Annotated in this window: 19 protein-coding genes; 6 read left to right on the forward strand and 13 right to left on the reverse strand. The window is 60.3% G+C overall.

From position 1 onward, the window contains the following. Positions 1-147: 147 nt before the first annotated feature. Positions 148-312, reverse strand: a complete 165-nt coding sequence (locus Q7W83_RS05445) for a hypothetical protein (RefSeq protein WP_191630123.1) — start codon at positions 310-312, stop codon at positions 148-150. Positions 313-504: 192 nt separating this feature from the next. Here Q7W83_RS05445 and Q7W83_RS05450 point away from each other — a divergent pair, with 192 nt between their 5' ends. Beyond that, positions 505-789, forward strand: coding sequence for a DUF3509 domain-containing protein (locus tag Q7W83_RS05450; RefSeq protein WP_150630873.1), 285 nt, complete (start codon positions 505-507; stop codon positions 787-789). Positions 790-964: 175 nt separating this feature from the next. Here Q7W83_RS05450 and Q7W83_RS05455 read toward each other — a convergent pair whose 3' ends face one another. Both Q7W83_RS05455 and Q7W83_RS05460 read right to left on the reverse strand, forming a co-directional pair. Continuing rightward, positions 965-1951, reverse strand: coding sequence for a TIGR02285 family protein (locus tag Q7W83_RS05455; protein WP_191635030.1), 987 nt, complete (start codon positions 1949-1951; stop codon positions 965-967). Continuing rightward, positions 1878-3077: a CaiB/BaiF CoA transferase family protein gene (locus Q7W83_RS05460; RefSeq protein WP_473655763.1), complete on the reverse strand. Its 1200-nt coding sequence runs from the start codon at positions 3075-3077 to the stop codon at positions 1878-1880. The genes Q7W83_RS05455 and Q7W83_RS05460 overlap by 74 nt, the downstream gene beginning before the upstream one ends. A 137-nt stretch (positions 3078-3214) precedes the next feature. Between Q7W83_RS05460 and Q7W83_RS05465 the strand changes: the two genes are divergently transcribed. From Q7W83_RS05465 to Q7W83_RS05475, 3 genes are all read left to right on the forward strand, one after another. Then, entirely contained in the window at positions 3215-3757 is a 543-nt protein-coding gene (locus Q7W83_RS05465; RefSeq protein ID WP_007944886.1) for a YaeQ family protein, read from the forward strand. 58 nt (positions 3758-3815) lie between these two features. Continuing rightward, positions 3816-5525, forward strand: a complete 1710-nt coding sequence (gene recJ, locus Q7W83_RS05470; RefSeq protein WP_150630870.1) for a single-stranded-DNA-specific exonuclease RecJ — start codon at positions 3816-3818, stop codon at positions 5523-5525. 263 nt (positions 5526-5788) lie between these two features. Beyond that, the gene (locus tag Q7W83_RS05475) at positions 5789-6895 is read left to right on the forward strand and encodes an NADH:flavin oxidoreductase/NADH oxidase (protein ID WP_150638931.1); all 1107 of its coding nucleotides are present in this window, start codon (positions 5789-5791) and stop codon (positions 6893-6895) included. Between the two features lie 207 nt (positions 6896-7102). On the opposite strand, the gene Q7W83_RS05480 is transcribed toward Q7W83_RS05475, so the two are convergent. Next, entirely contained in the window at positions 7103-8728 is a 1626-nt protein-coding gene (locus Q7W83_RS05480; RefSeq protein ID WP_150638930.1) for a glucan biosynthesis protein D, read from the reverse strand. A gap of 417 nt (positions 8729-9145) precedes the next feature. Here Q7W83_RS05480 and Q7W83_RS05485 point away from each other — a divergent pair, with 417 nt between their 5' ends. Next, positions 9146-9331: a hypothetical protein gene (locus tag Q7W83_RS05485; protein ID WP_017340256.1), complete on the forward strand. Its 186-nt coding sequence runs from the start codon at positions 9146-9148 to the stop codon at positions 9329-9331. A gap of 89 nt (positions 9332-9420) precedes the next feature. Here Q7W83_RS05485 and Q7W83_RS05490 read toward each other — a convergent pair whose 3' ends face one another. From Q7W83_RS05490 to Q7W83_RS05530, 9 genes are all read right to left on the reverse strand, one after another. Continuing rightward, positions 9421-9933 carry a BRO-N domain-containing protein gene (locus tag Q7W83_RS05490; RefSeq protein ID WP_150638929.1) on the reverse strand — a complete coding sequence of 171 codons (513 nt, stop codon included), beginning with the start codon at positions 9931-9933 and terminating at the stop codon, positions 9421-9423. A gap of 372 nt (positions 9934-10305) precedes the next feature. Further along, the gene (locus tag Q7W83_RS05495) at positions 10306-11790 is read right to left on the reverse strand and encodes an APC family permease (protein WP_150638928.1); all 1485 of its coding nucleotides are present in this window, start codon (positions 11788-11790) and stop codon (positions 10306-10308) included. A 246-nt stretch (positions 11791-12036) separates the two neighbouring features. Continuing rightward, positions 12037-13461, reverse strand: a complete 1425-nt coding sequence (locus tag Q7W83_RS05500) for a gamma-aminobutyraldehyde dehydrogenase (protein ID WP_150630865.1) — start codon at positions 13459-13461, stop codon at positions 12037-12039. A 164-nt stretch (positions 13462-13625) separates the two neighbouring features. Further along, on the reverse strand, positions 13626-14435 hold the full coding sequence (locus Q7W83_RS05505; RefSeq protein WP_150630864.1) for an ABC transporter permease: 810 nt from the start codon (positions 14433-14435) through the stop codon (positions 13626-13628). After that, entirely contained in the window at positions 14425-15372 is a 948-nt protein-coding gene (locus Q7W83_RS05510) for an ABC transporter permease (protein WP_150638927.1), read from the reverse strand. The genes Q7W83_RS05505 and Q7W83_RS05510 overlap by 11 nt, the downstream gene beginning before the upstream one ends. Before the next feature lies 1 nt (position 15373). Beyond that, positions 15374-16411 (reverse strand): ABC transporter ATP-binding protein, encoded by a 1038-nt coding sequence (locus Q7W83_RS05515; RefSeq protein ID WP_150630862.1) that lies wholly within the window; start codon positions 16409-16411, stop codon positions 15374-15376. 105 nt (positions 16412-16516) lie between these two features. Next, positions 16517-17668: a putative ABC transporter substrate-binding protein YdcS gene (gene ydcS / locus Q7W83_RS05520; protein WP_150630861.1), complete on the reverse strand. Its 1152-nt coding sequence runs from the start codon at positions 17666-17668 to the stop codon at positions 16517-16519. An 82-nt stretch (positions 17669-17750) separates the two neighbouring features. Beyond that, on the reverse strand, positions 17751-19238 hold the full coding sequence (locus Q7W83_RS05525; RefSeq protein WP_473655764.1) for a gamma-aminobutyraldehyde dehydrogenase: 1488 nt from the start codon (positions 19236-19238) through the stop codon (positions 17751-17753). A gap of 99 nt (positions 19239-19337) precedes the next feature. Continuing rightward, the gene (locus Q7W83_RS05530; RefSeq protein WP_473655765.1) at positions 19338-20252 is read right to left on the reverse strand and encodes a LysR family transcriptional regulator; all 915 of its coding nucleotides are present in this window, start codon (positions 20250-20252) and stop codon (positions 19338-19340) included. A 188-nt stretch (positions 20253-20440) separates the two neighbouring features. Here Q7W83_RS05530 and Q7W83_RS05535 point away from each other — a divergent pair, with 188 nt between their 5' ends. Continuing rightward, a complete protein-coding gene (locus Q7W83_RS05535; protein WP_150630860.1) occupies positions 20441-21163 on the forward strand; it encodes a tellurite resistance TerB family protein in 723 nt (240 codons plus the stop codon). Positions 21164-21342: the final 179 nt, after the last annotated feature.

Genomic DNA, 21342 nt, shown 5'->3' on the forward strand with positions numbered 1-21342 from the left:
AGCGATGGACGTCCAGACAACGCGTTCATTCAGACCGTACGCGTTATCGTTAACGTCCATCGCTAGCAGGCTAGCTCCCACAGTGGATTGTTGTCCGGCATTGCATGGGGTTACTCCGCCGGTGATTCAGCCGGACCAGGCAGGCTATCAGGCCGCCTCGCTTTGGTTTTTGATCTTGGCTTTGATCTTGATCTGCCCCGTCGGAAGGCCGTACGTCAGGGGCGCAGGCGCTTGGTTACTTGGCGCTTTTCCAAGTAACCCGCCGTAAGGGCGGAACCAGTAGCCGCCGTTACCGAAGAAACGGATATTCACCCAATCCCAATCCCAATCCCAATCCCAATCCCCACATACACAAACCTGTCATCTACCCCATGTCATGCTCCATCAACCAGAGACGCCGACGCGTCTGCATCTGGAATCCAGAACTTTCTTCTCGGGCCGGTGGTCACTTACTGTAGACACGCCCCAGGCACTTCGTTTTCGGACTATTGAGTGGTGATCGAGATGGAAAGTATCAGTCTATTGCTCGGTGAGGCTCTGAGCCCGTATCAGGTAACGTTGACCCCATCAGGCGCCCACGGCGAATGCCTGGTGACACTGAAGAGTTCGACCGGCGCCATCGTGGTCGAACGGCAATTCAATCAGGCTCAGTTGAGCGACAAACGTCTGCTCACGGACGTGGTCGACGGGTTGCATCGCGATCTGATGATTGCCGAAGGGCGCCTGGAACCCTGCGTTATCGCGGCGTTGCGCAACGCGGCACAGGACAAGGTCCTGGGCCGGCCGTAAGTGAATTATTTTTTATGGGAACCTTACGGGCCCAAGGTCGGTCAGAGTTTGTAACAGCAGGATCAAGCATTGTGCTCCGGTGCTTGTAGTCGTGCTGCCACTGGTCTTTTTGTAGGCCACGTTTAACCCCGAGTCGTCTCCCCACTTCTCGGGGTTTCTTTTTGCCTGCAATTTGTCATTCCTGGGCCTGCTGCTCGAAATACTTCCTGGATTCTTCCAGGTAGGCAGCGCGACTTTCCGGGTCGAGCCACGCGGCGTACGCCTCGCTCAAGCGATCGTGGGGCATTTTGCGCAGTAGCTGATTGATCTCGACAATCGCCTGCCTGCCTTTCGGCGTGTCGGTACAGCCGATGTAACCGGACAAGAATTTCTCGGCGCCGCGAATCGGGTAGAACTGCAATTCATCCTCGGCGATCCCTTGCTGTTGGGCCTGGTAGCGGATTTCCGGACGGTATCCCAGCAGCAACCGCAAGCGCCCCAGGCGCTGCATCTGCAACAGGCTGCCCAAGGCGTCGTTGCCGTAGTGCGGGGTGAGCGAGTCTGCCGGTGCTTGTTTGAGCAGCGCGTCGAGGTAATCACCGTAGTTGCGCTCGGCGATAATGCCCAACTTCTCGCCGCCATTCGCCAGGAAGGCCGCCAGGTCCAGTTCATTGTCCTGGATGAAGGGCGCAAGCGTCTCACGGTCAACGCGCCGCACGGCCACGCCATTGCCCATGGCCCGAAACACCGGAATGGAAAACGCGATCCAGCGTTCGCGTTCCTTGCTCCGGTTCAGCGCCGCATCGCATGTCAGGGACGGCTCGTGGAGCATTTGCAAGGCGCGAGCACGGTTGACCCGCATCAAGGTGTGTTCGTATTGCGGCATGCCCGCGATCAGCAGTGGCAACAATTGATCGATGACGCCCTGGCCCTTTTTCGGTCCTTCGAAAATCGTCAGCGGGGGGAGATCCCGCAACAGCCAGACCATGGTTTCCTTGGGTTGCGCCATCGCTGATGGCGCCGGGACAACGAGCAGGAACATGGCCGCGAGCGCGTACACCGCCCTCGCGCGGTGATGAGTGACAAGCAGCGAAAGCAGGCGCTTCAGCTTAGATGGCCCCGTCTTCACGCAGCTTTGCGATCTGTTCCTTGTCGTAGCCAAGATCGTTAAGTACCTGCGCATTGTGTTCGCCCAACTGCGGCCCGACCCATTCAGAACTGCCGGGTGTCTCTGAGAGTTTCGGCACAATTCCCGGCATCTTGAAATCTTTGCCGTCCGGCAGCTTCGCCTTGAGAAACATTTCCCGCGCCAGGTACTGCGGATCACTGAACATGTCTTCGGCGCTGAAGATCCGGCTGGCGGGAACGTCGGCCTGATTCAACTGCTCGATGATGGTGTCCAGAGGCAGCGAGTTGACCCAGCGATCAATCACCCCGTAAATCTCGTCGCGACGGCTGTCACGCCCGTCGTTACTGGCCAGGACCGGGTCATTGGCCAGGTCTTCACGGCCGATGATCAGCATGAAGCGTTTAAAAATCGCGTCGCCATTGGCGCCGATCTGCACATGTTTGCCGTCGGCACTGGTGTGGATCGAGGAGGGCGTGATGCCCGGCATGATGTTGCCGGTGCGTTCGCGGATGAAGCCGAACACGTCGAACTCCGGGACCATGCTTTCCATCATGGCGAAGATTGCTTCGTACAGCGCCACATCCACCACCTGACCCAGACCGCCGTTGACCTCGCGATGACGCAAGGCCATCAACGCGCCAATCACGCCCCAGAGCGCGGCAATCGAATCGCCGATGGAAATCCCGGTGCGCACCGGCGGTCGGTCTTCAAACCCGGTGATGTAGCGCAGGCCGCCCATGGATTCACCGACGGCGCCAAACCCCGGCTGATCCTTCATCGGCCCGGTCTGGCCGAAACCTGAAAGGCGCACCATGACCAGTTTCGGGTTCAGTTCGTGCAAGACATCCCAGCCCAGGCCGAGCTTTTCCAACACGCCGGGGCGAAAATTCTCGATCAGGATGTCCGCTTCACCGAGCAGCTTTTTCAGGATCGTCAGGCCATCCGGGTGTTTCAGGTTCAGGGTCAGGGACTTCTTGTTGCGCGCCTGAACGAACCACCAGAGCGAAGTGCCTTCATACAACTTGCGCCATTTGCGCAGCGGATCACCGCCGTCGGGAGATTCGATCTTGATCACTTCGGCACCGAATTCGCCGCAGATGCGCGAGGCAAAGGGTCCGGCGATTAACGTGCCCAATTCGATGACTTTCAGGCCTGAGAGGGGTTTGGCGGTGAACGGCATGCTGGATCCTTTAGGACAAAGGCTTGGCTGATAGAGCGTTTTAGCACAGCCCGCTGTCAGTCGCTCAAGGTTGATGGCCGCGAAGCCTGCCGCATCGGTTAGACTTGCCGCCTTTCCACGTATCAAGAAGCCCGTTCATGGCCCAGCCGTCCACGACCTACAAGTTTGAACTGAACCTCACCGACCTCGACCGCAGCGTTTACGAGACGGTGAAGCAGACCATCGCCCGTCACCCGTCGGAAACCGAAGAGCGCATGACCGTGCGGCTGCTGGCCTACGCCTTCTGGTACAACGAGCAGCTGTCGTTTGGCCGTGGTCTGTCAGACGTGGATGAACCCGCCCTGTGGGAAAAGAGCCTGGATGATCGCGTCCTGCACTGGATCGAAGTCGGCCAGCCAGACGCCGATCGCCTGACCTGGTGCTCGCGTCGCACCGAGCGCACCAGTCTGCTGGCCTACGGCAGCCTGCGCGTCTGGGAAACCAAAGTGATCCCGGCGATCAAGAACCTGAAAAACGTACACATTGCCGCGGTTCCTCAGGAAGTCCTGGAAACCCTGGCCAAAGACATGCCGCGCGTTATCAAGTGGGACGTGATGATCAGCGAAGGGACGATTTTCGTCACCGACGACCGTGGCCAACACGAAGTCCAGTTGCAGTGGCTGAGCGGCGAACGCGGCTGAGTTTTCATCGCGCTATTCGGTTTTATCCTACGTATCCAAGAGAAGCACCTGTCACCCCATGCGCATCGAACCTCGCCTGTTGCCCGACACCCTGCCATTCCTCGGTGATCTGCCGCCGCTGCTGACCCGCCTGTATGCGGCGCGGGGCGTGCTGTCCGAGGCTGAACTGGACAAGAGTCTGGCGCGGCTGATTCCGTTCCAGCAGCTCAAAGGCATTGATGCCGCGGTGGATTTGCTGGTGACGGCTCTGGAGCAGCGTCAGCGGATTCTGATTGTCGGCGACTTCGACGCCGACGGCGCGACGGCCAGTACCGTCGGCATGTTGGGCTTGCGCCTGCTGGGCGCGGCGCATGTCGACTATCTGGTGCCGAACCGTTTCGAGTATGGCTACGGCCTGACCCCGGAAATCGTCGAAGTGGCGCTGACCCGCACGCCGCAGCTGCTGATCACCGTGGACAACGGCATCTCCAGCGTTGAGGGTGTGGCGGCGGCGAAAAAGGCTGGCCTTCAGGTGCTGGTCACCGACCACCACTTGCCCGGCGACGAACTGCCGCTGGCCGATGCCATCGTCAATCCCAATCAACCGGGTTGCGGGTTTCCGAGCAAGGCACTGGCCGGCGTCGGGGTGATTTTCTACGTGCTGATGGCCCTGCGCGCACGCCTGCGCAGCCTTGGCTGGTACGAGAGTAAACCGCAGCCGAACATCGGTGAGTTGCTGGATCTGGTGGCGTTGGGCAGCGTCGCTGACGTGGTGCCGCTGGATGCCAATAACCGGATTCTCGTCCACCAAGGCCTAGAGCGAATTCGCGCCGGACGCGCACGGCCAGGGATCAAGGCGATTCTCGAAGTCGCCAAGCGCGACCACACGCGTATTACCTCGACCGACCTCGGATTCATCGTCGGCCCGCGCCTGAACGCGGCGGGGCGGCTGGATGACATGAGCCTGGGCATCGAATGCCTGCTCACCGAAGATGCCGCACTCGCCCGGGAAATGGCCGTTCAGCTAGACGGCATGAACCAGGACCGCAAATCCATCGAGCAAGGCATGCAGCGCGAGGCGCTGGCCCAGCTCAAGGACTTGCCGGTGGAATCGATGCCGTTCGGCCTGTGCCTGTTCGATCCCGAGTGGCACCAGGGCGTCATCGGAATCCTCGCTTCACGTATGAAAGAGCGTTATTTCCGTCCGACGATTGCCTTTGCCGACGCGGGCGATGGCATGCTCAAGGGCTCGGGGCGTTCGGTGCAGGGCTTCCATATTCGCGACGCTTTGAGCGTAGTGGCGGCGCAGCACCCAAACCTGATCAGCAAGTACGGCGGCCATGCCATGGCGGCCGGTTTGACGTTGCCGGAGGCGAATTTTCCGCTGTTCGCCGAAGCCTTTGACGCTGAAGTGCGTAGGCAATTGCGCGAAGAAGACCTGACCGGGCGTTTGCTGTCGGACGGGACGTTGGCCGTTGAAGAGTTCCACCTCGAGCTGGCCCGTGCCCTACGGCATGCCGGCCCTTGGGGACAGCACTTCCCGGAGCCGTTGTTCCATGGCGTATTCCAGTTGGTCGAACAACGGGTTGTTGGCGAACGGCACCTCAAAGTGGTGCTCAAAAGTGAATGCGGCTCGGTGAAGCTGGATGGCATCGCTTTTGGTATTGACCGTGATATCTGGCCAAATCCGACCATCAAGTGGGTGGAATTGGCCTACAAACTCGACCTTAACGAGTTTCGCGGGAATGAGACGGTCCAGTTGATGATTGCCCACATCGAACCGCGTTGACTCCATCGCCAGCAAGCCGGCTCCTACAGAATTTGCGCACACCCTGGAGTCGGCTCGCTGGCGATAGCGATTTTGCTGACGCTGAATCTCTTGGAACCCTCCCTCATCGCCCATTGTCGACTAGGCTCTAAGCACTGCTTGATAATCCTTGTGACGTCTTGTCAATTTTTTGCCCGCGGGGGCGGGTGCTGCACCTTTTCCTGTCACTCGTCGACTTTTCAAACAGAACCCTGGAGCCTGCCCACTGAGACGAGAGGTGCCCCATGAGTCTGCTGCTTGAACCCTATACCCTTCGCCAATTGACTCTGCTAAACCGCATTGCCGTATCACCGATGTGCCAGTATTCCAGCGTCGATGGCCTGGCCAATGACTGGCATCTGGTACACCTCGGCAGCCGTGCTGTCGGCGGCGCCGGTCTGATTTTTACCGAAGCCACGGCCGTCACCGCCGATGGACGCATCACCGCCGAAGACCTCGGTTTGTGGAATGACGAACAGATCGAGCCGCTGCAACGCATCACTCGCTTCATCGCCGCCCAAGGCGCCGTCGCCGGCATTCAGTTAGCCCACGCCGGGCGCAAGGCCAGCACCCATCGGCCGTGGATTGGCAAGCACGGTAGCGTCAAACCTGAAGACGGCGGCTGGACACCCGTTGGCCCTTCGCCGATTGCGTTCGACCCGCAGCACACACCACCGAAGCAGCTCGATGAGGGCCAGATCGCCGAGGTCATTCAGGCGTTCGTTGACTCAGCGAAGCGCGCGCTGACCGCTGGTTTCAAAGTCGTCGAAGTCCACGCTGCCCACGGTTACCTGCTGCACCAGTTTTTATCACCCCTGAGCAATCAGCGCCGCGATCAATATGGCGGTTCGTTCGAGAATCGTATTCGGCTGGTGCTGCAAGTCACCGAAGCGGTGCGGGCGGTGTGGCCAGAGGAGTTGCCGGTGTTCGTGCGTGTGTCGGCCACCGATTGGGTGGAAGACGGCTGGAACCCGGATGAAACCGTCGAACTGGCACGACGCCTCAAAGACCTGGGCGTGGACCTGATTGACGTCTCCTCGGGCGGCACGGCGGCCAACGCGGAAATTCCTACAGGTCCCGGTTATCAAACCCGCTTCGCCGAACGAGTGCGCAAAGAGTCAGGCATTGCGACCGGCACGGTAGGCATGATCACCGAACCGGCCCAGGCCGAGCACATTCTGCGCACCTGTCAGGCCGACATCATCTTCCTTGCCCGTGAGCTGCTGCGCGATCCGTATTGGCCGTTGCATGCGGATGATGATCTAGGCGGCCGCAAGGCCATCTGGCCGGCGCAGTACCAACGCGCGACGCATCGGGATCAGCCGATTCATGAATCGGATCTGCGGGACTGAGTGATGAGGTAAAAGCAAAAAGCCCCGATCTGGTTGATCGGGGCTTTTGCATTCCTGCTCTGGATTTTTGTTGTTTGTTCCGCCCTCATCGCGGGCGAGCCCGCTCCCACTTTTGATCTTTGTCGAACACAAAATGTGTGTCCCATGAAGATTCATTGTGGGAGCGGGCTTGCCCGCGATGAGGCCAGCTCGGACGCGAGCTTACCTTCAGGTGTACTTACGCTTCTCTGGCGCAGGCGGGAAGTACTGATACAACCAGGTCTCACTCAGCGTCCGGTCATTGGTGCGAATGAATAACCGCAGCTCTACCGGTGCGACGCTGTCATTGGTCGGGAACCAGTCAAACGTAATCCGGTAGCCCTTGATGTCATCCAGCACCAGCACGTTGAAGTCTTTGACCTCGCCGTTGGAGCACGTCACCACCGGCTCAATGCCTGTGCCTTCCGGCAAGCGGTCCAGACCGCCGCCAGTGAAGTCCACCGCAAACCGGCGTGCCCAGACCTCCGGGTAATGCTCACCCGGCGCCCAGCCCTCAGTGAAGCCGCCCATGCCTGAACGAGTCGCGGCGACCCGCGCCAGTGGCGTACCGACCGGCGGCAAAGCGCTCCAGTACAGCTTGTAGCCGTAGTTCAGGGAATCACCCGCAGCCACCGGTTTTTTCGGGGTCCAGAACGCGACGATGTTATCCAGGGTTTCGCCGGTCGTAGGAATTTCCAACAGATCGATAGAGCCCTCGCCCCACGCGGTTGTAGGTTCGACCCACAGGCTTGGGCGTTTGCTGTACCAGTCGACGGTGTCCTGATAATTGGCGAATTCGTGATCGGTCTGTACCAGCCCGAAACCTTTCGGATCGGTGTCGGCAAAGGCGTTGAATTGCAGGGTCGCCGGGTTGTTCAGCGGACGGCAGATCCACTCGCCGTTGCCGCGCCACATGGCCAGGCGATCCGAGTCGTGGATCTGCGGGTGAATGGTGTCGCACATGCGCCGTTCATGGGTGCCGCAACTGAACATGCTGGTCATCGGCGCGATGCCCAGTTGTTCGATGGCGGTGCGTGCATTGATGTGAGCGTCAACCTCCATCACCACGCGTTCGGCCTGGCAATCGATGTCGAACCGGTAGGCACCGGTCGCGCTCGGCGAGTCCAGCAGGGCGTACACCACGAAACGGGTGCTGTCCTTGTCCGGGGTCTCGAACCAGAACTTGGTGAAGTCCGGGAATTCCTCACGTTTCTTCGCGTAGGTATCGACCGCCAGACCACGGGCCGACAGGCCGTATTGGCCAGTGGCATCTACCGCGCGGAAATAACTGGCGCCGAGGAATGACAACACATCGTGTCGGTCCAACTCCGGCGCCTTGAACAGCTTGAACCCGGAAAACCCCAGGTCCCCCGTTAGCTGTTTGGTATCGACCGTGGTTTTTTCGTAGTTGAACAGCGAAGGGCGGAAATGCACCTCCCGCGCCTGACGCGTCTTGGGGTCAACGCTGTACATGCGCACCGGCTGCTTGAACCCCATGCCGACGTGGAAAAACTGCACATCCAGTTGACCTTTCAAATCCTTCCACAGGGAATGATTGGCGTCGTAGCGGATCGCGTTGAAATTTTGTGGGGTCATGGTCGCCAGGGTCGGCGGCAGCACCTGCTTGGTGTCCTGATAGCGGTTGCCGGCGAGCTGCTTGGCCTGGATTTTCAGGGCTTCGAAATCGAAGGCCTGAGCCTCGCCATCAGCGGTGCCGTTCCCGGCCCAGGCCCGCGCGGCCAGCAGGCCGGAGGCGGACAAACCGGTGTAGGCAGCGATGGCCATGGACGCTTTGAGCAAATTCCTGCGGTGCATAAGTACAACCTGTCGTGAACAATCCCGTGCCGTTCCTGGCACGTGCGGGATCAAAAATGGAGGTTCGGACATGCCTTCGGCCAAACGCAACGGACTTTAAACAGATGCCAAATAGCTTAAACCGTTCGGCGGCAGAGCAAAAATGATTGATGGCGTGACGATAGCATCGCAATGAAACAAGAAGTTTCGGTTAACGTTTCCCACAGAGATTTCTGATTTATAGGGCATTTCTGCTTTTTTCGACTAATTACTCTAAAAACCGCTTTTCAGCGCCCGGATAGTTTCTATTCTATGGGCATGACCGGTTTCTGCCCTCAGGCCGGTGGGATTCAGTTGGCACGCGGTGACCGCTGAAAAAGGGTAGGGCGATGCAGTTTTTGAAGTTTTCTTTTTTGACGTTAGAGAGGGACATCGTCCATGTCGAAAGTACAAGGCATCACCGAAATGTTGGGAATCTTCCCTTGCCTGGGCATCGGGCGACGAAGGCGTCGGCTGAATTCCGAGGAGTTGAAGCTGGTGGAGCGGTATCGCGAGTTGTCGGAGAGTGACCGGATCGCGATGCGGTATCTGGTGGATGCGATGCGCAGTGTTTCGCGGTTTTGATGGCGATGGTTACCGTGAAAGCCATTTAATAGATGTACCCAAACTGAAGGGGCGGACTGTGAAGTCTGCCCCTTTTGATTGGCTGTGCTTCAGCTGCAAGTGCCCATGATTGGAAACGGCCGCTGCGCCTGTACCAGATCTGGCATGTCCCGCCACTTGATCCAGGCCGACTGTTGCCAGTGCAGCAGTGGCACCGAGAGCCCGCCCCATTGCAACGAGCTCAGGCTAGGCATGTTTTCCACAGGTGCCGCGTTCGACTCTCGCAGCGCAGGTATGACTTCGTTACTCAGCCATTGGCGCAGGTTGCGGTTTTCCGGGACAAAATGGTGGACCAGCAATGCGTACATTCCAGACTCGCTGACCATTAATGATTCGACGGTTTTGCCGTTCTTCAGCAGCCAGACATATCGGCGCTGATCGGGATCGAGTTTTTGGGTGAGTCGCTGGTCCAGCGGGCGGCCCATCAAACGTCCCAGATCGTGGACGCAGAACCAGGCTTGGTTGGCTTGGATGACAGCGTGGAGGAAACGGTTGTGGCGGGGGAAAACGGTGGGGATGAAATGGCGATGACTTTCAGATGTATTTGAAGCGTGCGTAATCATTTTTTCGACTCCAATTTGAAAAGGGAGCCGCCACTCAGAGGAGCGCGGTAGCGCCGTATTGATTGTGTTCCGGCTTCGACACCGAGCCGCTGATTTTGCAGCGACAGGGCAAAGCCTATCGGTCAGACGTTCGCGGCGACAAGTCTGCTCTTGCGTCGCGTGCCGTAGGAATCAGAGTCTTTTCGGGAAGGCTCGATCTGTAGGAATTTCCTGTTTTTTCACCGAGTACAGAAAACCGGAACCTGAGGCCTATGCCCAAGATCGCTTCGAAGCATAGGGATGAATTGGTGGCTGAACTGCGGGGGGACGACAGATGCCGTTTGACGAGTGAAGCTTGCCCCGGGAACCCACAGAATCCCGGGGCAATCGTTCTTAGTGACTAACCTTCCACGCATCCCCCGCAGGCGCCGCGCCATGGTCATACGGCTTGGCAATCCACATATAAAGCAGCCCCAACCCAATCACGATCGCCGTACTCAACACCATCGCATAGTTGATGTACCACGCCGCATCCGGTGTACGTGGCCAGGCCATGTTGATGATGGCGCCGACACCATAAACCAGCGCGCCGATGTTCACCGGCCAACCCCATGCGCCGAGAGTGAATTTGCCGCTCGGTTTCCAGCCTTTCAGGCGGGCATAGAGTGCGGCGAGCACGATCATCTGGAACGCGAGGTAGATGCCGATGGCAGCGAAGCTGACGATGGTGGCCACTGCGTCTTGCAGGAAGAAACCCAGAATAATGATCAGCGCCGGCAGGACGCCGGAAACGAACAGCGCGGCAACCGGAACCTGGGTGGTAGGGGAAATCTTCTTCAGCAGTGAGCTGCCGATGACCATTTCATCCCGAGCGTAGGAATACAGCAGACGACTCGCCGCCGCTTGCAGGCTGATGACGCAGGAGATGAAGGAAATCATCACCACGCCCATCACCACTTTCGAACCGACCGGGCCGAAGGCGTTGTTGAGGATGGTGGTGACCGGGTCTTTGTCGGTGCCGTTGATCACGGCTTGCATGTCCGGCACGGCGAGGATCAGCGCCAGGCAGGCGAACATCGCCGCGATGCCGCCGATGTAGATGGTCATGCGCATGGCCACCGGAATCTGCTTGCTCGGGTTCGGGGTTTCTTCAGCCACGTCGCCGCAGGCCTCGAAGCCGTAGTAGAGGAACATGCCTGCCAAGGAGGCGGTGAGGAAGGCCGGCAGGTAGGAACCATCAACGCTGATGTCGAAGGTGTTGAACAACACACTGATCGGCTGATGGCGTTCGAAAATCAGCAGGTACACGCCGACGATCACCGCGCCGACCAGTTCGCAGAGAAAGCCGAACATGGCGATTCGCGCCAGCACTTTGGTGCCGCTGAGGTTGACCAGTGTCGCGAACAGCGTCAGCACCAGGGCGATGACAATGTTGGTGTTACTGCTCGGTTCAAAACCCATCATCGCGGCCAGGTACGGCCCGGCACCGACGGCAACGGCGGCGATGGTGACGCACAGGGCGATGGAGTAGATCCAGCCGACCATCCACGCCCAGCGTTTGCCCACCAAGCGGCGAGCCCATGGGTAGACGCCGCCGGAAATCGGGAACTGCGAGACCACCTCGCCGAAGATCAGGCACACCAGCAACTGGCCGCAACCGACCAGCAAATAGGCCCAGAACATCGGTGGCCCACCGGCGGCCAGGCAGAGGCCGAAGAGGGTATAAACCCCTACGACCGGGGAGAGGTAAGTGAAGCCCAGGGCGAAGTTTTCCCACAGGCTCATGCTGCGGTTGAAGTTGGAGGTGTAACCCAGCTTGCGAAGTTGCTCGGCATCGCTGTCGGCAGCGACTGCGGAGAGTTCGGGGATTGCGCTCATGGTGTGTTAGCTCCGGAAAATCGGCAGATTTCGGATGTCCGAAACCGTGGCAGGGCCTTGGCGGCGCTGCCCGGATCGGTGGTTATTGTTTTGGTTGTCTGCGTTGATGCCTGGTGGTGCGTGTTGCCGGTTTCGGCCCTGAAACCGAGTTGACGCCATCGCTGGCAAGCCAGCTCCCGCAGGTCCGTGTCGTGCACCAAACCTAGTAGGAGTCGACTTGCTGCGGGCGGCGATCCGACGATGCTTTTAGTGCTTGAACATCACATGCCGCACAACGGTGTAATCCTCCAGCCCATACATCGACATGTCCTTCCCGTACCCGGACAATTTCTGACCGCCGTGGGGCATTTCGCTGACGAGCATGAAGTGCGTGTTCACCCAGGTGCAGCCGTACTGCAAACGCGCCGACAGGCGATGGGCGCGACCAACGTCGGCGGTCCACACCGACGACGCCAGGCCGTAGTCCGAGTCGTTGGCCCAGCCGAGCACCTGTGCTTCGTCGGTGAATTTGGTCACCGATACCACCGGTCCGAACACTTCGCGTCGGACGATCTCGTCGTCCTGCAGCGCGTCGGCCAGCACCGTTGGCTCGAAGAAGAAGCCGTTGCCTTCAACCGCCTTGCCGCCGGTGATCAAACGAATGTGCGATTGCGCCACGGCGCGTTCGACAAAACCGGTCACCCGGTCGCGGTGCTGCGCGGTGATCAGCGGCCCGAGTTCGGTCGCCGGATCATCCTGCAGGCCGTACTTGATGCTGCTGACCGCCGCGCCGAGCTTCTCGACGAATGTGTCGTAGATGCCTTCCTGCGCGTAGATGCGGCAGGCGGCGGTGCAGTCCTGCCCGGCGTTGTAGAAACCGAAGGTGCGAATGCCTTCAACCGCCGCGTCGATGTCGGCGTCGTCGAAGATGATCACCGGAGCCTTGCCGCCCAGTTCCATGTGCATGCGTTTGACGCTGTCGGCGGTGCTGGAAATGATGTTCGAACCGGTGGCGATCGAGCCGGTCAGCGACACCATGCGCACTTTCGGGTGGGTGACCAGTGGGCTGCCGACGGTAGGACCACGGCCGAACACGACGTTGAGTACGCCGGCCGGGAAGATTTCAGACGCCAGTTGCGCCAGGCGCAACGCGGTCAGCGGGGTCTGTTCCGACGGCTTGAGCACCACGGTATTACCGGCGGCGAGGGCCGGGGCGATTTTCCAGGCGACCATCATCAGCGGGTAGTTCCACGGCGCGATGGAGGCGATCACGCCCACGGGGTCGCGGCGGATCATCGAGGTGTGCCCGGCCAGGTATTCACCACCCGCCGAACCGCTCATGCAGCGGCTGGCGCCGGCGAAGAAACGGAACACGTCGGCAATCGCCGGGATCTCGTCGTTCAGTGCGGCGCTGTAGGGTTTGCCGCAGTTGTCGGATTCGAGTTTGGCCAGCTCTTCGCCGTGGGCTTCGATGGCGTCGGCGAGTTTGAGCAGCAGCAGCGAGCGCTCCTTGGGCGGGGTCTGCGACCAGCTGTCGAACGCGGCATCGGCGGCCCGCACGGCGGCGTCGACCTGGGCTTCGCTGGCTTCGTTGATTTCCACCAGCACACGACCGAGGGCCGGGTTGAACACCGGTTGGGCGGGGCCTTCGCCGTCGAGCAGTTGGCCGTTGATCAGGAGTTGGGTTTGCATGGCGTTGTCCTCTTCGAATCCATTATTTTTCTGCCGGAACCGAATCCCTGTGGGAGCGGGCTTGCCCGCGATGACTGACTGACATTCAACAGAGTTGTCGGCTGACAGACCGCTATCGCGGGCAAGCCCGCTCCCACAGGTATCCGGTTCCTCCAGTTATTCAGTTACTTCCCGCCACTCCCCGCCACGCTCTCACCGCCACGGGTCAGGTAATAGGCGCCGAGAATCGGCAACATGGTCACCATCATCACCAGCATCGCGACGACGTTGGTCACCGGCACGTCCCGTGGGCGGCTGAGCTGGTTGAGCAGCCACAGCGGCAGGGTGCGTTCATGGCCGGCGGTGAAGGTGGTGACGATGATTTCGTCGAATGACAGCGCGAAAGCGAGCATGCCGCCAGCGAGCAACGCCGAGCCGAGATTCGGCAAGACGATGTAGCGGAAGGTCTGCCAGCCGTCGGCGCCGAGGTCCATCGAGGCTTCGATCAAACTGTGCGACGTTCGGCGCAACCGGGCGATGACGTTGTTGTAGACGATCACCACGCAGAAGGTCGCGTGGCCGACGATGATGGTGAACATCCCCGGCTCGATGCCCAGCGTCTTGAACGTCGCCAGCAGCGCGATCCCGGTGATGATCCCCGGCAAGGCAATCGGCAAAATCAGCATCAGCGAGATGCCCTGCTTGCCGAAGAAATCCCGCCGGTACAACGCTGCCGATGCCAGCGTGCCGAGCACCATCGCAATCAGCGTCGCGACGGAGGCGATCTGCAGCGACAGCTTGATCGCTTCCAGCACGTCCGGCCGCGAGAACGCCACGCCGATCCACTTCAGGGTGAAGCCCTTGGGCGGAAAGCTGAACGCTGCGTCTTCGGTGTTGAAGGCGTAGAGGAAGATGATCAGGATCGGGAAGTGCAGGAACACCAACCCGCCCCACGCGGCGATTTTCAAGCCGATTGATGCTTTCTCAGAGTGCATCGAAGGCCCCCAGTCGTTTGACGATGGTCAGGTAAATGGCGATCAGCACAATCGGCACCAGCGTGAAGGCTGCAGCCATCGGCATGTTGCCGATCGCGCCTTGCTGGGCGTACACCATGCTGCCGACGAAGTACCCCGGCGGGCCCACCAGTTGCGGCACGATGAAGTCGCCCAGGGTCAGCGAAAACGTGAAGATCGAACCGGCGGCGATGCCCGGGATCGACAGCGGCAGAATCACCTGCATGAAGGTCTGGCGCGGCTTGGCACCCAAGTCGGCGGAGGCTTGCAGCAGCGAGGGCGGCAAACGCTCCAGCGACGCCTGAATCGGCAGGATCATGAACGGCAGCCAGATGTAGACGAACACCATGAAGCGGCCCAGGTGCGAGGTCGACAAGGTACTGCCACCCACACCCGGAATGCCCAGCACGAACTGCAACACCGGCTCCAGCCCAAGGTGTTGAACGAACCACTGCGCCACGCCGCCCTTGGCCAGCAGCAAGGTCCAGGCATAGGCCTTGACGATGTAACTGGCCCACATCGGCATCATCACCGCGATGTAGAAAAACGCCTTGGTTTTGCCCGTGGTGTAGCGCGCCATGTAGTAGGCAATCGGGAACGCGACGATGGCGCTGGCGATCGAGACCACGACCGCCATGCTCAGGGTGCGCAAAATGATGTCGAAGTTCGACGGCTGGAACAGCGCGGCGAAGTTGGCCAGGGTCAGGTCCGGCGTGACCGCCATGGTGAAGTCGTCGAAGGTGTAAAAGCCTTGCCACAGCAGCGCCAGCAGCGAACCGAGGTAGATCGCGCCGAACCACAGCAGCGGCGGCACCAGCAGCAACGACAGGTAAAAATTCGGCCGGCGATACAGCAGGTTGGAAAACCTGCGCAACGGCGAGCCGCTGGCCGGGGTTTGAGGGAGAGCCACGCTGGTCATCTCACACCCCGCCGACAACGGTGTCGTGCAGCGGGATCATCGCTTCCCGCGCCCAGCGTGCGCTGATGCGTTGCCCGGTCTGATGCTGCGCGCTGACGTCCAGCCACTGGTTGTTGGCCTGGCTGATGTTCAGGGTCTGGCCGTTTTCCAGTTTCAGTTCATAGCGGGTGGCGCTGCCCTGATACTGAATGTCGTGGAGCAAACCGCTGACTTCGATTTCGTGACTGGCCAGCGGGCCTTCGGCGAAACGCACGTGTTCCGGGCGGATCGAAAACGGCTGCGGATTACCGCTCAGTTGCTGCGCCAGATCGCCGCGAATCACGTTGGAGGTGCCGACGAATTCCGCGACAAAGGTGGTCGCCGGTTTCATGTAGAGGTTGCGCGGCGTATCGACCTGCTCAATGCGGCCCTTGTTGAACACGGCCACACGGTCAGACATCGACAGCGCTTCGGTCTGATCGTGGGTGACGAAGATGAAGGTGATGCCGAGCTGGCGTTGCAGCTTCTTCAACTCGCTCTGCATTTGTTCGCGCAGCTTCAAATCGAGGGCGCCGAGGGGCTCGTCGAGCAGCAGCACCCGAGGGCGATTGACCAGTGCGCGAGCCAGGGCCACACGCTGGCGCTGACCGCCGGAGAGTTGCACCGGTTTGCGCGCGCCGTAACCGCCGAGGGCGACCATGCCGAGGGCTTCCTCGGCGCGTTGGCGGCGTTCGGTTTTGCCGACGCCTTTGACTTTCAAACCGTAGGCGACGTTGTCGAGTACGTTCATGTGCGGGAACAGTGCGTAGTCCTGAAACACCGTGTTGACGTCACGCTCATACGGCGGAAGCCCGGCGGCTTCGTGGCCGTGAATCCGGATGGAGCCTGCGCTCGGTTGTTCAAAACCGGCGATCAGGCGCAAACACGTGGTTTTGCCCGAGCCGGAAGGGCCCAGCATGGAGAAGAACTCGCCGTCCTGGATGTCGATGGAAACCCGGTCTACGGCTTTCACTTCGCCGAATAGACGGGAAACGTTGGTGAACTGGACTGCAAGCGTCATGGTGCGGAACTCCGGGAATCTGAATCTTTAAAAGCATCGCGAGCAGACTCGCTCCCACATTGGAATGCGTTCACTTGTGGGAGCGAGCCTGCTCGCGAAGAGGGCTTAACGGCCGCCCATGATCGCGATGTAGTCCTGGGTCCAGCGGCTGTACGGCACGAACTTGCCACCTTCAGCCTGTGGGGTTTTCCAGAAGGCGATCTTGTCGAACTGGTCGAAACCGTTGGTTTTGCAGCCTTCGGCGCCAAGCAATTCGCTCTCCTTGCACCCCGCTGGAACCGACGGCAACGAACCGAACCAGGCGGCCAGGTCACCCTGGACTTTCGGTTGCAGCGAATGGTCCATCCACTTGTAGGCACAGTTCGGGTGCTTGGCGTCGGCGTGCAGCATGGTGGTGTCGGCCCAACCCGTTGCACCTTCTTTCGGAATGACCGAGGCCACTGGCTGCTTGTCCGCCACCAGCCCGTTGACCATGTAGCCCCAGGTGCTGGACGCCACGACGCCTTCGTTCTTGACGTCACTCATCTGCACGGTCGCGTCATGCCAGTAGCGGTGGATCAACGGCTGCTGTTTACGCAGCAGATCCAGCGCGGCTTTGTATTGTTCTTCGTTGAGCTGGTACGGGTCCTTGATCCCCAGTTCCGGACGCTTCGACTTGAGATAGAGCGCCGCATCGGCGATGTAGATCGGACCGTCGTAGGCCTGGACCCGGCCCTTGTTGGACTTGCCGTCCGGCAGGTTCTGCTCCTCGAACACCACCCCCCAGCTGTCCGGGGCAGTCTTGAAGACGTTGGTGTTGTACATCAGCACGTTTGGCCCCCACTGATACGGAGTGCCAAAGGTTTGTTTGTTGACGACGTACCACGGGCCATCCTTCAGACGCGGGTCGATATTCTTCCAGTTCGGAATCAACGCCGTGTTGATCGGCTGCACGCGCTTGCCGACGATCAACCGCAGCGACGCATCGCCCGACGCGGTCACCAGATCGTAACCGCCCTTGGACATCAGGCTGACCATCTCATCGGAAGTGGCCGCCGTTTTGACGTTCACCTTGCAGCCGGTTTCCTTCTCGAAACCGGTTACCCAGTCGTAGGCCTTGTCGCTTTCGCCACGTTCGATGTAGCCGGGCCAGGCGACGATATCCAGCTGACCTTCGCCGGCACCGACGGCTTTCAGCGGTTCGGCGGCCTGGATACTGGCACTGGCCAGCAACGCCGTGGTGATTGCACTGAGCAGTGCGGTCTTGTGCACGAACATGGGAATTCCCTCTTCTTTAATTATGGTCGGGGCAGTTGTGAACGTGGTGAAGCGTGCCGTTGGCGGCTTGTTATTAGCGTAGTCAGAGATGCTGTCCGTGGCGCGCCATGATGTGCCGCACCACGCTGTAGTCCTGAAGCGAATCGCTGGACAGGTCTTTGCCGTAGCCCGAGCGTTTCAGGCCGCCGTGGGGCATTTCGCTGACCAGCATGAAATGGCTGTTGATCCAGGTGCAGCCGTACTGCAGGCGCGCGGCGACTTGCATGGCTTTGTCGAGGTTCTGGGTCCAGACCGAAGACGCGAGGCCGTATTCCGAATCGTTGGCCCAGTCCACTGCTTGCTCGAGCCCGTCGAAGCGGGTCACGGTGACCACCGGCCCGAACACTTCGCGCTGGACGATTTCATCGCCCTGTTTGCAACCGGCCAGCAGGGTCGGCTGGTAATAGAAGCCGGCGCCGGAATGCACGGCCGCGCCGGTCACGCGCTCGATGTGCGGCTGGCCGAGGGCGCGTTCGACGAAACTGGCCACGCGGTCGCGCTGGCGGGTACTGATCAAGGGTCCAATTTCATTGTCGGCATCGCGTTTGCCGGCGAAGCGCAGGCTGCTGACCGCCGCGCCGAGTTCGGCCACCAGTCGGTCGTGAATCCCGGCCTGTGCATAAATCCGGCAGGCGGCGGTGCAGTCCTGGCCGGCGTTGTAGTAACCGTACGTGCGCACGCCGTCGACCACGGCCTGAATGTCTGCATCGTTGCAGACAATCACCGGCGCCTTGCCGCCGAGTTCGAGGTGCGTACGCTTGAGGGTTTTTGCGGCGGCTTGCAGGATTTTTTGCCCGGTGACGATATCGCCGGTCAGCGACACCATGCGGATTTTCGGGTGACTGACCAAGTGGCTGCCCACGCCTTCACCGCCACCACAAATGATGTTGATCACGCCGCGCGGCAGGATCTCGGCCAGCGCTGGCGCCAGGGCCAGAATCGACAGCGGCGTGTGCTCGGACGGTTTGAACACCAGCGTATTGCCGGCGGCGAGGGCCGGGGCGATTTTCCACGCGGCCATCATGATCGGGTAGTTCCACGGCGCGATGGACGCTACAACCCCAATAGGATCGCGGCGCACCATGCTGGTGTAACCGGGCAGGTATTCGCCGCTGAGCTGGCCGGTCTGGCAGCGCACGGCACCGGCGAAGAAGCGGAATACATCGACCGTCGCGCTCAAGTCATCCTGTCGGGCCAGGTGCAAGGGTTTTCCGCAGTTCAGGGATTCGAGGCGGGCGAGCAGGTCGGCTTGTTTTTCGATGGCGTTGGCAATGTCCAACAGCAGGTTCGAGCGCTGCTGCGGCGTGGTCCGCGACCAACCGGCGAACGCACGATGGGCAGCCAGGATCGCGGCTTCGACTTGCTCGGTGCTGGCTTCGGCGATGTGCGTCAGCACCTCGCCCGTGGCCGGATTGAGGATCGGTTCGACAAAACCCTGACCTGCGACCAGTTCGCCATCGATCAACAACGCGGTGAACAACGGGGTCTGCGCGCCAGCCATTTTTCGGGTTCTCTTTTCTTGTGTGGCCATGCTGCTCCCAGTGACTGGGGCCGGCCGTCTTATAGATGAACCAAGACTAGTGCCCGAACCCGAGGTCGACAAATACTAAATACTGAAGGTGGCGTTCGATTAAATAGATGGCTTGCGTCCGCCGTGGGGTTGTTCGCGAGCGACGGTCAGGAACGGGTCGACCAGCGCCGGGCGTGCCGTGCCCCGGCGCCATGCCAGGCCGACGTCGAGGGTCTGGCTCAGGTCGGCAATTGGCCGGGCTTCGATGATGTCGCCCTCCAATGACCATGGGCGATAGGTCATGTCCGGCTGGATCGACACGCCCAGTCCGGCGGCCACCAGGCTTCGCACCGCCTCGGTCGAAGCGGTTCTGAGGGTGATGCGCGGCTGAAGCGACGCCGCCGACCACATGCGCTGGGCGTTGCGGTCCATTTCATCGACGTTCAGTTGGATCAGCGGTTCACGGGCGACGTCGGCGAGGTTGATGCTGTCGTGTTCCAGCAGCGGATGCTGGGCCGGCAGCCATAACCGATGGGGCGAATGGGTCAGCACCTCCGTTTGCAGGGCGTGACGATCTTCGAGGTTGGAGAGAATCAACACACCAACGTCGATCTCGCCGCTGACCAGCAAATGCTCGATGTACGGCCTTTCGTCCTCCATCACGCGGATCTCGACGTTGGGGTAGGCGCGTTGAAAGCGGGTGAGCAAATCCGCGAGGTAGTAACCGGCGACGAGGCTGGTCACACCAACGATCAATTGCCCGGCGACCTGGTCGGTGCTTTGTTGCAGGCTGCGTTTGGCGTTGTCCACGGTGGCCAGAATCAGGTGCGCCTGGCGTAGGAATTGATGCCCCTGGTGGGTCAGCGTCATGCCTTTGGCGTGGCGATTGAACAGTCCGACGCCGATTTCCTGCTCCAGTTGCTGGATGGCCAGGGTCAATGTCGATTGGGAAATAAACGCGGTTTGCGCGGCGGCGGAGATCGAGCCGGTCTCGGCCACAGCGATAAAATGGCGGATTTGACGCAACGTCATCATGAAGAAGTACCCGGTGGGCGGTTTTTATAGATTCATTCGAGTGTATATCTTTTTAATCGATAGGCTTTTCGGCGTTGCCAGAGATGAGCAACATCTGGAAGCACTCTCGCCGGGAGGTGCTGGGCACTTTCGATCTAGGCTGGTGGCCTTAAGTGTCCGGTTAATCCCTTTCGTGGAGGCGGCAAAAAATGAATACGCGTGGATTGCTCGATCAACTGCTCAAATCCGGCCAGGACCTGTTGCAGAACAAGGCTGGTGGCGCGCAGAACAAGGCATCAAGTGGTGGATTGGGCGGATTGCTCAGCGGTAGCGGTGGTTCGGGCGGGCTCGGCAGCTTGCTTTCCGGCGCGGGCGGCGGCGCTCTGGCGGCGGGCGCCATGGGCCTGTTGATCGGAAACAAGAAGGTTCGTAAGGTCGGTGGCAAAGTTGCCATTTACGGTGGCCTCGCGGCGCTAGGCGTCATTGCCTACAAGGCCTACGGCAACTGGCAGGCGCAGCAGGGCACGGCGCCTCGGGGCGAACCGCAAACTGTGGACCGAGTTCCGGCCGCCCAGGTCGAGCAACACAGTCAGGCGATTCTCAAGGCGCTGGTGGCGGCAGCCAAGGCAGATGGTCATGTCGATGAGCGCGAACGCGCGTTGATCGAAGGCGAGTTCACCAAACTCGACAACGACCGGGAGCTACAACACTGGCTGCATGCCGAACTCAATAAACCCCTCGATCCAACAGATGTGGCGCGTGCCGCCAGCACCCCGGAAATGGCCGCCGAGATGTACATCGCCAGCGTAATGCTGGTGGATGAAGAGAACTTCATGGAGAAGTCTTATCTGGATGAACTCGCCCGCCAGCTGAAGCTGGAACCGGGTCTGAAGGCCGAGCTGGAAAAGCAGGTGCGCCAGGCTGCCATGTAGGCTCAAAATCGCCATCGCGGGCAAGCCCGCACACAGGACCTGTGTCAGTCTTGGAACTCTGGAACGACACACTACCTGTGGGAGCGGCCTTGCCCGCGATGGCGTCGTCAGGCGCGCCACATCATTCAAAGCCAGTACGAACGTTTTTCCTCGAGATGAGAAGCGCCGCGCATCCGTCT

The sequence above is a fragment of the Pseudomonas sp. 300 genome (genome assembly GCF_055803035.1).

What these genes read in the sequence shown, in the direction of transcription:
- Q7W83_RS05460 (WP_473655763.1), bottom strand. Translation starts at nt 3,077, where the DNA reads ATGCCGTTCACCGCCAAACCCCTCTCAGGCCTGAAAGTCATCGAATTG.
- Q7W83_RS05490 (WP_150638929.1), bottom strand. Translation starts at nt 9,933, where the DNA reads ATGATTACGCACGCTTCAAATACATCTGAAAGTCATCGCCATTTCATC.
- Q7W83_RS05480 (WP_150638930.1), bottom strand. Translation starts at nt 8,728, where the DNA reads ATGCACCGCAGGAATTTGCTCAAAGCGTCCATGGCCATCGCTGCCTAC.
- Q7W83_RS05485 (WP_017340256.1), top strand. Translation starts at nt 9,146, where the DNA reads ATGTCGAAAGTACAAGGCATCACCGAAATGTTGGGAATCTTCCCTTGC.
- recJ (WP_150630870.1), top strand. Translation starts at nt 3,816, where the DNA reads ATGCGCATCGAACCTCGCCTGTTGCCCGACACCCTGCCATTCCTCGGT.
- Q7W83_RS05535 (WP_150630860.1), top strand. Translation starts at nt 20,441, where the DNA reads ATGAATACGCGTGGATTGCTCGATCAACTGCTCAAATCCGGCCAGGAC.
- Q7W83_RS05515 (WP_150630862.1), bottom strand. Translation starts at nt 16,411, where the DNA reads ATGACGCTTGCAGTCCAGTTCACCAACGTTTCCCGTCTATTCGGCGAA.
- Q7W83_RS05465 (WP_007944886.1), top strand. Translation starts at nt 3,215, where the DNA reads ATGGCCCAGCCGTCCACGACCTACAAGTTTGAACTGAACCTCACCGAC.
- Q7W83_RS05505 (WP_150630864.1), bottom strand. Translation starts at nt 14,435, where the DNA reads ATGCACTCTGAGAAAGCATCAATCGGCTTGAAAATCGCCGCGTGGGGC.
- Q7W83_RS05475 (WP_150638931.1), top strand. Translation starts at nt 5,789, where the DNA reads ATGAGTCTGCTGCTTGAACCCTATACCCTTCGCCAATTGACTCTGCTA.
- Q7W83_RS05525 (WP_473655764.1), bottom strand. Translation starts at nt 19,238, where the DNA reads ATGGCCACACAAGAAAAGAGAACCCGAAAAATGGCTGGCGCGCAGACC.
- Q7W83_RS05495 (WP_150638928.1), bottom strand. Translation starts at nt 11,790, where the DNA reads ATGAGCGCAATCCCCGAACTCTCCGCAGTCGCTGCCGACAGCGATGCC.
- ydcS (WP_150630861.1), bottom strand. Translation starts at nt 17,668, where the DNA reads ATGTTCGTGCACAAGACCGCACTGCTCAGTGCAATCACCACGGCGTTG.
- Q7W83_RS05510 (WP_150638927.1), bottom strand. Translation starts at nt 15,372, where the DNA reads ATGACCAGCGTGGCTCTCCCTCAAACCCCGGCCAGCGGCTCGCCGTTG.
- Q7W83_RS05500 (WP_150630865.1), bottom strand. Translation starts at nt 13,461, where the DNA reads ATGCAAACCCAACTCCTGATCAACGGCCAACTGCTCGACGGCGAAGGC.
- Q7W83_RS05530 (WP_473655765.1), bottom strand. Translation starts at nt 20,252, where the DNA reads ATGATGACGTTGCGTCAAATCCGCCATTTTATCGCTGTGGCCGAGACC.
- Q7W83_RS05455 (WP_191635030.1), bottom strand. Translation starts at nt 1,951, where the DNA reads ATGCGCAGGTACTTAACGATCTTGGCTACGACAAGGAACAGATCGCAA.
- Q7W83_RS05450 (WP_150630873.1), top strand. Translation starts at nt 505, where the DNA reads ATGGAAAGTATCAGTCTATTGCTCGGTGAGGCTCTGAGCCCGTATCAG.